10 protein-coding genes and 1 tRNA gene are annotated in these 13,988 nt (G+C 67.6%); 3 read left to right on the top strand and 8 right to left on the bottom strand.

Annotation, left to right across the window (positions count from 1 at the left end):
• Positions 1-12: 12 nt before the first annotated feature.
• The 6 genes from rpsJ to Ssi02_RS04900 form a co-directional block, all read right to left on the bottom strand.
• Positions 13-321 (bottom strand): 30S ribosomal protein S10, encoded by a 309-nt coding sequence (gene rpsJ / locus Ssi02_RS04925; protein ID WP_012887830.1) that lies wholly within the window; start codon positions 319-321, stop codon positions 13-15.
• 236 nt (positions 322-557) lie between these two features.
• Positions 558-1,751 carry an elongation factor Tu gene (gene tuf, locus Ssi02_RS04920; RefSeq protein WP_204021512.1) on the bottom strand — a complete coding sequence of 398 codons (1,194 nt, stop codon included), beginning with the start codon at positions 1,749-1,751 and terminating at the stop codon, positions 558-560.
• Between the two features lie 94 nt (positions 1,752-1,845).
• A complete protein-coding gene (gene fusA / locus Ssi02_RS04915) occupies positions 1,846-3,894 on the bottom strand; it encodes an elongation factor G (protein WP_373870081.1) in 2,049 nt (682 codons plus the stop codon).
• Between the two features lie 90 nt (positions 3,895-3,984).
• Positions 3,985-4,455, bottom strand: a complete 471-nt coding sequence (gene rpsG, locus Ssi02_RS04910) for a 30S ribosomal protein S7 (protein WP_204021508.1) — start codon at positions 4,453-4,455, stop codon at positions 3,985-3,987.
• A 2-nt stretch (positions 4,456-4,457) separates the two neighbouring features.
• Complete coding sequence (gene rpsL, locus Ssi02_RS04905) at positions 4,458-4,832, bottom strand: 30S ribosomal protein S12 (RefSeq protein WP_204021506.1); 375 nt, start codon at positions 4,830-4,832, stop codon at positions 4,458-4,460.
• A gap of 594 nt (positions 4,833-5,426) precedes the next feature.
• The gene (locus tag Ssi02_RS04900; RefSeq protein ID WP_204021504.1) at positions 5,427-5,615 is read right to left on the bottom strand and encodes a hypothetical protein; all 189 of its coding nucleotides are present in this window, start codon (positions 5,613-5,615) and stop codon (positions 5,427-5,429) included.
• A gap of 351 nt (positions 5,616-5,966) precedes the next feature.
• Here Ssi02_RS04900 and Ssi02_RS04895 point away from each other — a divergent pair, with 351 nt between their 5' ends.
• From Ssi02_RS04895 to Ssi02_RS04885, 3 genes are read left to right on the top strand one after another with little or no spacing between them, the layout of a single operon-like run.
• Entirely contained in the window at positions 5,967-7,055 is a 1,089-nt protein-coding gene (locus tag Ssi02_RS04895) for an ATP-binding protein (RefSeq protein WP_204021502.1), read from the top strand.
• Positions 7,052-8,362, top strand: coding sequence for a vWA domain-containing protein (locus tag Ssi02_RS04890; protein WP_204021500.1), 1,311 nt, complete (start codon positions 7,052-7,054; stop codon positions 8,360-8,362). Before Ssi02_RS04895 ends, Ssi02_RS04890 begins: the two co-directional genes overlap by 4 nt.
• Positions 8,359-9,144, top strand: coding sequence for a hypothetical protein (locus tag Ssi02_RS04885; protein ID WP_204021498.1), 786 nt, complete (start codon positions 8,359-8,361; stop codon positions 9,142-9,144). Before Ssi02_RS04890 ends, Ssi02_RS04885 begins: the two co-directional genes overlap by 4 nt.
• A gap of 385 nt (positions 9,145-9,529) precedes the next feature.
• On the opposite strand, the gene Ssi02_RS04880 is transcribed toward Ssi02_RS04885, so the two are convergent.
• Both Ssi02_RS04880 and Ssi02_RS04875 read right to left on the bottom strand, forming a co-directional pair.
• Positions 9,530-9,603: transfer RNA gene (locus Ssi02_RS04880), tRNA-Pro, on the bottom strand.
• Between the two features lie 486 nt (positions 9,604-10,089).
• Complete coding sequence (locus Ssi02_RS04875; RefSeq protein WP_204021496.1) at positions 10,090-13,965, bottom strand: DNA-directed RNA polymerase subunit beta'; 3,876 nt, start codon at positions 13,963-13,965, stop codon at positions 10,090-10,092.
• Positions 13,966-13,988 lie beyond the last annotated feature (23 nt).

Below are 13,988 nucleotides of genomic sequence, written 5' to 3'. Positions count from 1 at the left end.
CAGTGCGTTCCCTCAGAGCTTGATCGAAATGTCGACGCCGGCAGGGAGGTCGAGCCGCATGAGCGAGTCGACGGTCTTGGGCGTCGGGTCGATGATGTCAATGAGCCGCTTGTGCGTGCGCATCTCAAAGTGCTCGCGGCTGTCCTTGTACTTGTGCGGCGAGCGGATGACGCAGTACACGTTCTTCTCGGTCGGCAGCGGCACCGGTCCTGCAACCTTGGCGCCGGTCCGCGTCACCGTCTCGACGATCTTCTTGGCCGAGCTGTCGATGACCTCGTGGTCATAGGCCTTAAGCCGGATGCGGATCTTCTGTCCCGCCATAATGGCCTCGGTGTCCTTCGCTGTCGTCCTGTAAAAGCTTCGTACGGCCTACTGCCGCTATGGGTGGCCCCCGGCCAACCCCTTCCGTGATCTTGCAGGTGTTTCGAAGCGAGTCGAAACCACTGCGAGATCACGGCCCGGATCCCGGTGGCCCTGGAACACGGTCGATGACTGTGCCCCGTCGTGGTGCGGCGGTCGGCCCCAGTTGGAGGGCCGACCGCCGCTCCGCGGTCGTGCTACTTGACGATCTTGGTTACTCGACCGGCGCCGACGGTGCGGCCACCCTCGCGGATCGCGAACTTGAGGTTCTCCTCCATCGCGATCGGCTGGATGAGCTGGATGGACATCTCGGTGTTGTCACCGGGCATGACCATCTCGGTGCCTTCGGGCAGAGTGACAACGCCCGTCACGTCAGTTGTACGGAAGTAGAACTGGGGACGGTAGTTGTTGAAGAACGGCGTGTGGCGGCCGCCCTCGTCCTTGGACAGGATGTAGACCTGAGCCTCGAACTCGGTGTGCGGGGTCGTCGTGCCCGGCTTGATGATGCACTGGCCGCGCTCGACGTCCTCGCGCTTGATGCCGCGGAGGAGCAGACCGACGTTGTCACCGGCCTGGCCCTCGTCAAGGAGCTTGCGGAACATCTCGACACCGGTGACGGTGGTCGTGGTGTGCTTCTCCTTGATACCGATGATGTCGACGGTCTCGTTGACCTTGACGATGCCGCGCTCGATACGGCCGGTGACGACGGTGCCGCGACCGGTGATCGAGAACACGTCCTCGATCGGCATGAGGAACGGCTTCTCGGTGTCACGCACCGGCTCGGGGACGTTGTCGTCCACGGCGGTCATGAGCTCGACGATGGAGTCGGCCCACTTCTCGTCGCCCTCGAGCGCCTTGAGCGCCGAGACGCGCACGACCGGCAGGTCGTCGCCGGGGAACTCCTGAGCCGAGAGCAGCTCACGGACCTCAAGCTCGACGAGCTCGAGGATCTCCTCGTCGTCCACCATGTCGGCCTTGTTAAGGGCCACCACGATGTAGGGCACGCCGACCTGGCGGGCCAGGAGCACGTGCTCCTTGGTCTGCGGCATCGGGCCGTCGGTGGCGGCGACCACGAGGATCGCGCCGTCCATCTGAGCGGCACCGGTGATCATGTTCTTGACGTAGTCGGCGTGACCGGGGCAGTCCACGTGAGCGTAGTGGCGCTTCTCGGTCTGGTACTCGACGTGGGCAATCGAGATCGTGATGCCGCGCGCCTTCTCCTCGGGCGCCTTGTCGATCTTGTCGAACGGGGTCGCCTCGTTGAGGTGCGGGAAACGGTCGTGAAGCACCTTGGTGATCGCCGCGGTCAGAGTGGTCTTGCCGTGGTCGATGTGCCCAATGGTGCCGATGTTCACGTGCGGCTTGTTCCGCTCGAACTTGGCCTTGGCCACTGCTCTGTCTCCTTAGAGATTCTGACTTGACTTTCTAAACTCAGGCTCTTAGGGCGCCACCCCCGGGCCCACCTAGGTGGGCCCGAAAGCGGGACTACTCCCCGCGAGCCTTCGCGACGATCTCCTTGGCGATGCCCGGAGGCACTTCCGCGTAGGAGTCGAACTGCATGCTGTAGACGGCCCGGCCCTGGGTCTTGCTACGGAGGTCACCCACGTAGCCAAACATCTCGGACATCGGCACCAGAGCTGTAACAATCTTGGCTCCGGAGCGGTCCTCCATGGCCTGGATCTGTCCACGGCGGCTGTTGAGGTCGCCGATCACTTCACCCATGTATTCCTCGGGCGTCGTGACCTCGACCGAGACGACCGGCTCAAGGAGCACGGCGTCGGCACGGCGGGCGGCCTCCTTGAAGGCCATCGAACCGGCGATCTTGAACGCCATTTCCGAGGAGTCGACCTCGTGGAAGGCGCCGTCTCGCAGCGTCACCTTCACGCCGACCATCGGGTAACCCGCGAGGACACCGAACTCGGCGGCCTCCTGGGCACCGGCGTCGACCGACGGGATGTATTCCCGCGGGATGCGGCCACCGCTGACCTTGTTGGCGAACTCGTAACCGTCGTTGCCCTCGCCCAGCGGCTCGATGTCGATGATGACGCGCGCGAACTGACCGGAACCACCGGTCTGCTTCTTGTGCGTGTATTCGACCTTCTGGACCGCGCGGCGAATGGTCTCGCGGTAGGCGACCTGCGGACGACCGACGTTGGCCTCGACCTTGAACTCGCGGCGCATGCGGTCGACCAGGATCTCCAGGTGGAGCTCGCCCATGCCGGCGATGACGGTCTGGCCGGTCTCCTCGTCACGCCACACGCGGAAGGACGGGTCCTCCTCGGCGAGGCGCTGGATCGCGGTCGACAGCTTCTCCTGGTCACCCTTGGTCTTGGGCTCGATGGCGACGTTCATGACCGGGGCCGGGAAGTTCATCGACTCGAGAACGACCTGGTTGGCCGGGTCGGACAACGTGTCACCGGTGGTGGTGTCCTTGAGGCCCATGACGGCGACGATCTGACCGGCTGCGGCGGACGGGCGCTCCTCGCGCTTGTTCGCGTGCATCTGGTAGATCTTGCCGATGCGCTCCTTCTTGCCCTTGGTCGAGTTGACGATCGACGTGCCGGCCTCGATCGTGCCCGAATAGACACGGATGTAGGTCAGCTTGCCGAGGTGCTGGTCGGCCATGATCTTGAACGCGAGCGCCGAGAAGGACTCCTTCGGGTCGGCGGCGCGCTCGATCTTCTGCTCCTCGCTGCCCACGGCGTGCCCCTCGATGGCGGGCACGTCGAGCGGGGAGGGCAGGAAGGCGACGATCGCGTCGAGCAGGGGCTGCACGCCCTTGTTCTTGAACGCGGTGCCGCACAGGACCGGGTTCAGAGTGCCCGAGATGGTCGCGCGGCGGATGCCGGCGACGAGTTGCTCCTCGGTGGGCTCGACACCCTCGAGGAAGAGCTCCATCATCTCGTCGTCGTGCTCGGCGACGGTCTCCACGAGCTTGTCGCGCCACTCACGGGCGGCGTCGGCGTGGTCGGCCGGGATGTCGACCGTGTCGTACATCTCGCCCTTGGCCGCCTCGGCGCTCCAGAGGAGGCCCTTCATCTTCACGAGGTCGATGACGCCCTTGAAGTCGGACTCCACGCCCCAGGGGAGCTGGACGACCAGCGGGGTCGCGCCGAGCCTCGACACGATCATGTCGACGCAGCGGTGGAACTCGGCGCCGACGCGGTCCATCTTGTTGACGAAGCAGATGCGGGGCACGCCATACCGGTCGGCCTGCCGCCACACCGTCTCCGACTGCGGCTCGACGCCGGCGACGGCGTCGAACACCGCGACCGCGCCGTCGAGGACGCGCAGAGAGCGCTCCACTTCGACGGTGAAGTCCACGTGACCGGGCGTGTCGATGATGTTGATCGTGTGATCAAGCCAGCTGCAGGTGGTCGCGGCGGAGGTGATGGTGATGCCGCGCTCCTGCTCCTGCTCCATCCAGTCCATCGTGGCAGCGCCCTCGTGGACCTCACCGATCTTGTAGTTGATGCCGGTGTAGAACAGGATGCGCTCAGTCGTGGTGGTCTTGCCCGCGTCGATATGGGCCATGATCCCGATGTTTCGGACCATTGCCAGGTCAAGAGCGGAAATGGTGGCCACTTCTCTCGCGTCCTCGTCGTCTCGTCGAACCCGCCGGGGTTACCAGCGGTAGTGGGCGAAGGCCTTGTTGGACTCGGCCATCTTGTGGGTGTCCTCGCGCCGCTTGACGCTGGCGCCAAGGCCGTTGCTCGCGTCGAGCAGCTCGTTCATGAGGCGCTCGGTCATCGTCTTCTCACGGCGGGCCCGCGAGTATTGCACCAGCCAGCGCAGGGCCAGGGTGGTGCTGCGCGCGGCGCGCACCTCGACCGGCACCTGGTAGGTCGCGCCACCGACGCGGCGGCTGCGGACCTCAAGGGTGGGCTTGACGTTGTCGAGCGCGCGCTTCAGGGTGACGACCGGGTCGTTGCCCGTCTTGTCCTTGCAGCCTTCAAGGGCGTTGTAGACGATCGTCTGGGCGAGCGAACGCTTGCCGTTGAGGAGCACCTTGTTGATCAGCGCGGTGACCAGCGGCGAGCTGTAGACCGGGTCGGCGATCAGCTGACGACGGCCAGGAGAACCCTTACGAGGCATTGTTAGCTCTTCTCCTTCTTGGCGCCGTAGCGGCTGCGGGCCTGCTTGCGGTTCCGGACACCCTGGGTGTCGAGGGAGCCACGAATGATCTTGTAGCGCACGCCGGGAAGGTCCTTCACGCGGCCGCCACGCACGAGCACGATGGAGTGCTCCTGCAGGTTGTGGCCGACGCCGGGGATGTAGGCGGTCACCTCGATGCCGTTGGTCAGCTTGACACGCGCGACCTTGCGAAGCGCCGAGTTGGGCTTCTTAGGGGTCGTGGTGTAAACGCGGGTGCAGACGCCGCGCCGCTGCGGGCTCCCCTTGAGGGCAGGAGTCTTGGTCTTACTGACCTTGTCCTGCCGGCCCTTTCGGACCAACTGCTGAATCGTGGGCACCGCGTCTCCGTTTCGTGCCTTAGCCGGTTCTACGAAAAAACATGCATTTGCAGGTGCTGCCGGTGTCATGACCTGCGGTTCTTCCCTCTGCTCCGACCCCCGCGCTCGGGCGTGTCGCGCACTTGACGGACCACACCCGGCACCAGCCGGACTATTGGGGAAGTCACACGGCGCCCAGCTCAAACCCCCTGCGACAGAGGCCCATAGAACACACGCGTGAGAGCCCATGAAGCCACGGGCACGAAGGGAAAGACTACCCAGCCCATCGCAACACGTCAAAACGGTTGCAGCCACTGATCACCCGTGCCGGGCGACCACACTGGCAGTCACAACATCGCGCCGTGGCTCCGCGGCCGGTTTTCCTCCGGCCACCAATAGACTCCCATCGAGTTTACCTGCTCTCGCCGAGTCCTGCGCGCCAATCATGCCCGGCAACGACAGGCCCCATACGTATCTTTACGGTTGGCCGACTATTCACACCCCCGGCAACCTCGCTTTCCGCGCCCTCACCTCCCCACCCACCGCTTCAATCACAATTCGACAACCACGACGTACGGCACAGCCATGACAACGCCGTGAGCACCCCCGGGCGCCTCAGGAGCGCAGGGCGGCGGCGAGCTCGGCCGCGGACGCCAGGTCTTCGGCGACCTCCGACGGCACGCCGTCGTACACGGTGCGGCGAGCCCTGAACAACTTCACCTTCGGCCTCGAACTCTTCCTCGACTCGATCGCCGCCCGAATCGACTCGACCGAGCGGTAACCCGTCCAACCGAGCGGCCTCACAGGCGTCCCGAGTCAACCTTGGTTGACCGGATAAGGCTCGTCAACTATGGTTGACCGCATAGAGGTGGGCAGCCGACCCGTCCGGAGCGGATCCGACGGTCGCTCCGGACGTGACGGCTTCAATCCACGGGGGACGGAGTACGGCGGGCATGCGCCCAGCGCGTGACCTGAGCGGACCTCGCAACGAGCGCCCGATATGTCTAAGCAGGTCGGCCGCAGGTGCCGCCGGCCTCTGCCGTACCCGATGTATGCCCGCCGGCGGCCGGGCCCCGGATGGTTGAGCAGCACCCCGGATCAATGCACACACAGGTGGGCGGTTTGTGCTGCCCGCAGACAGGAGGCGGAGTCCCGATGAGGAAGAACGAGACCGTGCGTGCGGCCCTGGCGTTGGCGATACGGGCGAATCTTCCCGTCCTGCTGTGGGGAGCGCCGGGCACGGGCAAGACCTCCACCGTCGTGGCGCTCGCGCGGCAGCTGGAGATGCCGGTCGAGGTGGTCGTCGGCTCGATCCGGGAGCCGAGCGATTTCTCCGGTCTGCCGGTGGTCCGGGATGAAGGGACGTGGTTCGCACCGCCACGATGGGCGGAACGCCTGGCGTCGGCGGAGTCGGGTTTGTTGTTCCTGGACGAGCTGACCACGGCATCCCCCGCGGTACAGGCCGCGATGTTGCGCGTGGTGCTGGAGCGCGCTGTGGGAGATCTCGTTCTTCCAGGCAGGGTGCGCATCGTCGCCGCGGCGAACCCACCGGGCCTGGCCGCCGACGGCTGGGAGTTGTCGGCGCCTCTGGCGAACCGGTTGGTGCATCTCGACTGGCAGGTCGCGGCGGACGATGTGGCCAAGGGTTTCGTCCACGGGTTCGGCGCGCCCGGCGCGGCCCTCGTCGCCGCACCCACCCGCACCCGGATCGCGGCGGCGAAGGCACAGATCGGTGCCTTCCTCCGGGTCCGGCCCGAACTTGTGCTCGTGGTTCCGGACACGCCGGAGCGCTCGGGCAGAAGCTGGCCGAGCCCGCGCACCTGGGAGATGGCGGCGATCGCGATCGCCGCGGGTGCCGCGAACGGCAGCGACGAGGCCGTGGTCGCGGCGCTGGTGATCGGCGCGGTCGGCGAGGCGGCCGGGTTCGAGGCGCTGTCCTGGTTGCGCAACCTCGACCTGCCCGCCCCCGAGACCCTCCTGAACGACCCCGCCGCTCCCCTGCCGGACCGGGCCGACCGCCTGCACGCCCTGCTCGGCTCGCTGGTCGCTCATGTGGTCGCGGACGGGAGCACGTCGTCGTGGGAGCGCGCGTGGAGTGTGATCGCCCGGGTCGCCGCGGCGACACCCGACGTGGCCGCGGCCTCCGCGCAGACGCTGGCGGCGAACCGCCCGGCGGGCGCGAGCCTGCCCGTCTCGATGCTCGCCCTCGCCCCCGTCCTGCGCTCCGCGGGACTCATGCCGTGAGCCCCCGAGACCGCGCTCCCGAGGTGCTGCGGCGTTTCGCGGAGGCGAGGTTGCAGGCCGCGGCCCGCGCGCCCTATCTGGCGAGCGCGTTGTTCGCGCTCCGTCCGGTCGTCCTCGAACCGTACTTGGACGAGGTGACCGGAGAGCCCGTCCCGGACGCGGAGTTCCGCGCGTTTCCAGCGGACACCCGATGGAATGTCCATCTCGATCCCGGCACGGCTCTGGCCACTCCCACCTCGGAGATCGGCTGGTGGTTGCTGCACCACATCGGGCATCTCGTCCGCCGCCACGCAGCTCGCTCACCGGTCCCGGCCGGCGGGCCGACCACCCACGTCACCGGAGAGACGGGCGGGCTCGCCCATCGCTGGAACCAGGCCGCCGACGCCGAAGTCAACGACGACCTCGAAGCGAGCGGGCTGACCACGCCGGACGGCGTGATCTCACCACGGGCGCTCGGCCTGCCCGAGAGGCGCATGGCCGAGGAATATCTGTCCTTGATCGAGATCATCGACTCCGCGCACAGGCGGGGTGGCCGCGCGCTGACCGAGTTGATCGACTGCGGTGGCGCGGCGGACGGGATCGAGCACTCCTACGAGGGCTCCGGCGGAGGGCTCGGTGACGTCGAACGAGACATCCTCGAACTCGCCGTCGCCCGCGACATCGAGGCACGCGCCGCCGCGCGAACCCCCGTCCCCGGCGGATGGCGACGCTGGGCCGGAGAACGCCTCCACCCGGCCGTGGACTGGCGCGCCGAACTCGGGGCGTTCATCCGCCGCGGCGCGCACCGCGCCGCGGGCCGGGTGGACTTCTCGTACAGCCGCCCGTCACGGCGTCCAGCCGCCGGCGGTGTCGTCATGCCGGCGATGGTCGCGCCGGCACCCGGCATCGCGCTCATCGTCGACACCTCCGGCAGCGTCACCCATGCCGTGCTGACCGGCTTCCTCACCGAGATCACCGCGATCCTCACCCGCGCCACCGGCCCCAGGCGACGCCTGCGGGTGATCTGCTGCGACCTGCACGCCCACCCGGTGCAAACCGTACGGAGAACCGAGGACATCAAGTTGCTCGGCGGCGGCGGAACCGACCTGCGCGAAGGCATCGCCGCCGCCCTGGCGCTTCGCCCGCGGCCCGACCTGATCCTCGTCCTCACCGACGGGCAGACGCCCTGGCCGGAAAGCCGCCCACCCGTGCCCGTCGTGATCGGGCTCGTCGCAGGCGACCTGAGCCCCGGCGCCGAGACACCGTCCCCGAACTGGGCACACAGCATCGCCCTTCCCGCCACCGCCACCCAGGGGAACAGACCATGACGATCGCCCACTACGACGACAACGACCCCAAACCCGAGAACCTCCACGAGTGGACCGAACGAGGCTTCACCGTCGCCGACGCGCGCCGCTGGATCGACGGCGGGTTCCTGCTGGACACCGCCGAACGCTGGCGCAACAGCGGCGTCTACACACCCGATCACGCCCTGGCGTGGCGGACGGCCGGTCTCACCCCGTATACAGTGCGACCGCCTTTGAGGGCCGGGATGACGCCCCGGGACGCCGTGCGATGGCACGAACTCGGCTACACACCCGCGGACGCCGCAGAACGACACCTCGCCGGGGAACGCCCCCACCCCCGGAGCCGCTGGCGCGACCTCCTCCGCCGCCGCCGCAGGCCGAGCACCCTCACCGAAGAGCAGGCGGCGGCCATGCGCGCGCTCCTCGAAACGGGCATCCCCGCCGCGACCGCCCGTGCCTATCTCGACGCCGGCTGGCAGGGCCACGACGCCGTCCCCTGGGCCGTAACCGGCATCGACCCCGCCGCCGCGGCGGCGGTCTACCACGCCATCGGCTTCACCCCCGCCGAGGCCGCCGGCCTCACCGAGCACGGCCACGACGCCCTCGACCTGATGCGACGCTGGTGGGACGCGGGCATCCCCCGCAGTGAGGTCCCCGCCTGGGTCATCGCCGGATTCACCGTGAACGACGCCCTCAAGGCCCGCGCAACCGGCGCGACCGCCGAACAGGCGGCGGTCCTCCGCGCCCTCGGGGGCCAGTCCGCACCCACGATCCCTCCGGGGGCGGAACCTCCGTCCGGCTGATCACCTGTAACCGGGCAGCCGCGGCGCCCCGGCGGCGTGTCCTGGAGCCTTCCGCGCATCACCCGCACCGCAGTCGGCGTGCCGGAAACACCATGCCGGCACCGGATGCCTACGATGCCGCCCGCAACACGCGCAAGCACCGGCCAGTACGGCACTGCACGCCGCGAACACCTCACCTGCAAGAACCCCGAGCCGACGGGACGGCTACCGAACGGCCGAACTCACCGAAAGCGCTAGGTGCACACGGGCCGACGCGCATCAAAACGTCTTGGAGAGCGCCGCGAGAGCTGCTCGTGCGTGCGCGTTGATTCCATAGGCGGCAAGCAGAGATTCTCAGAAAATGAGGAAGCCCTGACGAGAATTACTTCTCCTCAGGGCATTTCCGTCGGGACGACAGGATTTGAACCTGCGACCCCTTGACCCCCAGTCAAGTGCGCTACCAAGCTGCGCTACGTCCCGGCGAGCGATTGCTCATGACCAAGAGTGCCGTTCCAGCCCCGCCACGTCAAACCGCGCACCGTGCCGGGTTGCCCGAGCTCCCGCCCGGCCGCTCCCATGACGCCTCCCGGCGCAGCTCGGGCGGCACGAACCCCTGCCGATCCGTACGGCGAAGCCAAGGGGGCCGACCCCTCGCACTCGGCGCGCGGCGTCCGCGGCTTTGCCGTACTCGCGGCCGAGGTGGCCTGCTTCCCTAATGCCCGGCAAAGCGCCGTACCTGCGAAGCCGGCACGGCCTGGCTTTCCCGGGCTCGCCGAATGTGTCGGCGAGCCCAGGAGTGCGCGGCCATGGGGCGGGCTTCGCCGTACCCGGTCTCGGGCCGGCGTGGCCGCAGGGCCTGCCCGCTGAGGTGTCGCGTTCCCGGGGCCGGGGTGGCTTCGCCGTACTTGGTGGGGAAAAGCCAAACGCCCGGACCCTAGGGGTCCGGGCGTTCAGTGCCTAACGTGACTAGCGGTTGTACTGACCGAAGTCGTATTCCTCCAGCGGCACGGCCTCGCCGCTGCCGGAGCCGAAGGTGTAGTCGGCGGCGGAGCCGTCGTAGCCACCCACGGTGTACATAGCGGCCTTGGCCTCTTCGGTGGGCTCGACCCGGATGTTCCGGTATTGCGGCATGCCGGTGCCGGCCGGGATGAGCTTACCGATGATGACGTTTTCCTTCAGGCCGAGCAGCGGGTCCGACTTGGCGTGGATCGCCGCGTCGGTGAGCACTCGGGTCGTCTCCTGGAAGGAGGCCGCCGACAGCCACGACTCGGTGGCCAGCGACGCCTTGGTGATGCCCATGAGGACCGGACGGCCGGAGGCGGGCTGGCCGCCTTCGGCGACGACCTGGCGGTTGACCTGCTCGAAGCGGGGCCTCTCGTAGAGGTCGCCGGGGAGCAGGTCGGTGTCGCCGGACTCAAGCACGTTGACGCGCTTGAGCATCTGCCGAACGATGATCTCGATGTGCTTGTCGTGGATCGACACACCCTGCGAGCGGTAGACCTTCTGCACCTCGGCCACGAGGTGGAGCTGCACGGCCCGGGGGCCGAGGATGCGCAGCACCTCGTTGGGGTTGACGGCACCGGCGATGAGCTGCTCACCCACCTGCACGCGCTGCCCGTCGGAGACGAGGAGACGCGAACGCATGGAGACGGGGTAGGCGATCTCCTCGGAACCGTCGTCGGGCGTGACGACGATCTTGCGGGTCTTGTCCGTCTCGTCGATGCGTGCCCGGCCGGTGACCTCGCTGATCGGGGCGACACCCTTGGGGATGCGGGCCTCGAACAGCTCCTGGACACGCGGCAGACCGTGGGTGATGTCCGCGCCCGCCACACCACCGGTGTGGAAGGTGCGCATCGTCAGCTGCGTGCCGGGCTCACCGATCGACTGGGCGGCGATGATGCCGACCGCCTCGCCGACGTCCACCAGCTTGCCGGTCGCGAGCGAACGGCCGTAGCAGGTGGCGCAGACACCGATCTTGGCCTCGCAGACGAGAGCGCTGCGGGTGCGGACGGTCTCGATGCCGGCCTCGACCAGCGCGGTGACGTGGATGTCGGAGATGTCGACGCCCGCGGCCGCGATGACCTTGCCGTCGACCTCGACGTCCTCGGCGAGGATGCGGCCGTGCACGTTGCTCTCGGCGTTTTCGGCCTTGACCAGCACGCCCGTGGAGTCACGCTCACCGACGTGCAGCGGGACGCCGCGGTCGGTGCCGCAGTCGATCTCGCGCACGATGACGTCCTGCGCCACGTCGACCAGACGACGGGTCAGGTAACCCGAGTCGGCGGTGCGCAGCGCGGTGTCGGCGAGACCCTTCCGCTGGCCGTGGGTGGAGATGAAGTATTCCAGCACCGACAGGCCCTCGCGGAAGGAGGACTTGATCGGACGCGGGATCGTCTCACCCTTGGTGTTGGACACCAGGCCGCGGATGCCGGCGATCTGCCGGACCTGCATCTTGTTGCCTCGGGCGCCGGAGTTGACCATCATCCAGACCGAGTTGGTCGCCGGGAAGGCGTTGACCATGTCGGTCTCGACGTCGGCCGTGGCGTGGGTCCAGATCTCGATGAGCTCCTGGCGGCGCTCCTCGTCGGTGATCAGACCGCGCTCGTATTCACGCTGGACCTTGTCGGCCCTGCGCTCATAGGACTCCATGATCGACGCCTTGTTCGGCGGCGCGACGACGTCCTCGATGGAGATCGTGACACCCGCCCGGGTGGCCCAGTGGAAACCGGCGTCCTTGAGGGCGTCGAGCGAGTTGGCGACCTCGACCTTGGGGTATTTCTCCGCCAGTTCGTTGACGATGGCCGAGAGCTGCCTCTTGCCCACCTGGTAGTTCACGAACGGGAAGTTGGCCGGCAGGGTCTGGTTGAACAGGCACCGGCCGAGCGTGGTCTCCAGGCGGAACGGGTCGCCGGCCTCCCAGCCGTCGGGCGCGGACCAGCCGCGCGGCGGCGGCACGTCCTTGATCCGGACCTGGATCTTGGCCTGCATGTCCAGCTCGCGCCGGTCGTAGGCCATCTGCGCCTCGGCGATCGAGGAGAACACCCGGCCCTCACCGTCGGCGCCGTCCTTCTGCGTGGTCAGCCAGTAGAGGCCGATGACCATGTCCTGGGTCGGCATCGTCACGGGCTTGCCGTCGGCCGGCTTGAGGATGTTGTTGGTCGAGAGCATCAGGATGCGCGCCTCGGCCTGGGCCTCGGCCGACAGCGGCAGGTGCACGGCCATCTGGTCACCGTCGAAGTCCGCGTTGAACGCGGTGCAGACGAGCGGGTGGATCTGGATGGCCTTGCCCTCGACCAGCTGCGGCTCGAACGCCTGGATGCCGAGGCGGTGCAGGGTCGGCGCGCGGTTGAGCAGCACGGGGTGCTCGGTGATGACCTCTTCGAGCACGTCCCACACGACGGGGCGGGCCCGCTCGACCATGCGCTTGGCCGACTTGATGTTCTGCGCGTGGTTGAGATCGACCAGGCGCTTCATCACGAACGGCTTGAACAGCTCCAGCGCCATCTGCTTGGGCAGACCGCACTGGTGCAGCTTGAGCTGCGGGCCGACGACGATGACCGAACGGCCGGAGTAGTCGACACGCTTGCCGAGGAGGTTCTGCCGGAAACGACCCTGCTTGCCCTTGAGCATGTCGCTCAGGGACTTGAGCGGGCGGTTGCCGGGGCCGGTGACCGGGCGGCCACGACGGCCGTTGTCGAACAGCGCGTCCACGGCCTCCTGGAGCATCCGCTTCTCGTTGTTCACGATGATCTCGGGTGCACCGAGGTCAAGGAGACGCTTGAGGCGGTTGTTCCGGTTGATAACCCTGCGGTAAAGGTCGTTGAGGTCGGAGGTCGCGAACCGGCCACCGTCGAGCTGCACCATCGGGCGCAGGTCCGGCGGGATGACCGGGATGCAGTCGAGCACCATGCCGTTGGGCGAGTTGCGCGTGCTGAGGAACGCGCTGACCACCTTGAGCCGCTTGAGGGCGCGGGCCTTCTTCTGGCCCTTGCCGCTGCGGATCGTCTCGCGGAGGTTCTCGGCCTCGGCCTCAAGGTCGAAGTTGACGAGACGCTCCTGGATGGCCTGCGCGCCCATGCCGCCGCGGAAGTAGCGGCCGAAGCGGTCGCGCATTTCGCGGTAGAGCAGCTCGTCGCCCTCGAGGTCTTGGACCTTGAGGTTCTTGAACCGGCTCCACACCTCGTCGAGGCGGTCGAGCTCACGCTGGGTGCGGTCGCGGAGCTGACGCATCTCGCGGTCGGCACCCTCGCGGACCTTGCGGCGCTGGTCGCCCTTGGCTCCGGCGGCCTCAAGCTCGGCCAGGTCGGTCTCGAGCTTCTTCTGCCGGGTCTCGATGTCGGCGTCGCGGCGCTGCTCGATGTGCTGCCGCTCGACGGAGATCTTGGCCTCCAGCGACGACAGGTCACGCTCACGCATCTCGGTGTCGACATGCGTGATCATGTAGGCCGCGAAGTAGATGACCTTCTCAAGGTCCTTCGGAGCCAGGTCGAGCAGGTAGCCGAGGCGCGAGGGAACACCCTTGAAGTACCAGATGTGGGTGACCGGCGCGGCCAGCTCGATGTGGCCCATCCGCTCACGCCGCACCTTGGCACGGGTCACCTCGACGCCACAGCGCTCACAGATGATGCCCTTGAAGCGGACGCGCTTGTACTTGCCGCAGTAGCACTCCCAGTCGCGGGTCGGGCCGAAGATCTTCTCGCAGAAGAGTCCGTCCTTTTCCGGCTTCAGGGTGCGGTAGTTGATGGTCTCGGGCTTCTTAACCTCACCGTGCGACCACTGTCGGATATCGTCGGCCGTCGCGAGGCCGATGCGCAGCTCGTCGAAGAAGTTGACGTCGAGCACTTCGTAATCCCCTTAGCGTTTGA

Origin of the sequence: Sinosporangium siamense (assembly GCF_016863435.1) — a bacterium.
GTDB lineage: Bacteria > Actinomycetota > Actinomycetes > Streptosporangiales > Streptosporangiaceae > Sinosporangium > Sinosporangium siamense.
This window is presented reverse-complemented; position numbering and strand designations above follow the sequence as displayed.

Bases quoted from the DNA above. Each gene is read 5' to 3' on its own strand.
- rpsJ (WP_012887830.1), bottom strand. From the start codon at position 321: ATGGCGGGACAGAAGATCCGCATCCGGCTTAAGGCCTATGACCACGAG.
- fusA (WP_373870081.1), bottom strand. From the start codon at position 3,894: ATGGCCCATATCGACGCGGGCAAGACCACCACGACTGAGCGCATCCTG.
- rpsG (WP_204021508.1), bottom strand. From the start codon at position 4,455: ATGCCTCGTAAGGGTTCTCCTGGCCGTCGTCAGCTGATCGCCGACCCG.
- Ssi02_RS04895 (WP_204021502.1), top strand. From the start codon at position 5,967: ATGAGGAAGAACGAGACCGTGCGTGCGGCCCTGGCGTTGGCGATACGG.
- Ssi02_RS04885 (WP_204021498.1), top strand. From the start codon at position 8,359: ATGACGATCGCCCACTACGACGACAACGACCCCAAACCCGAGAACCTC.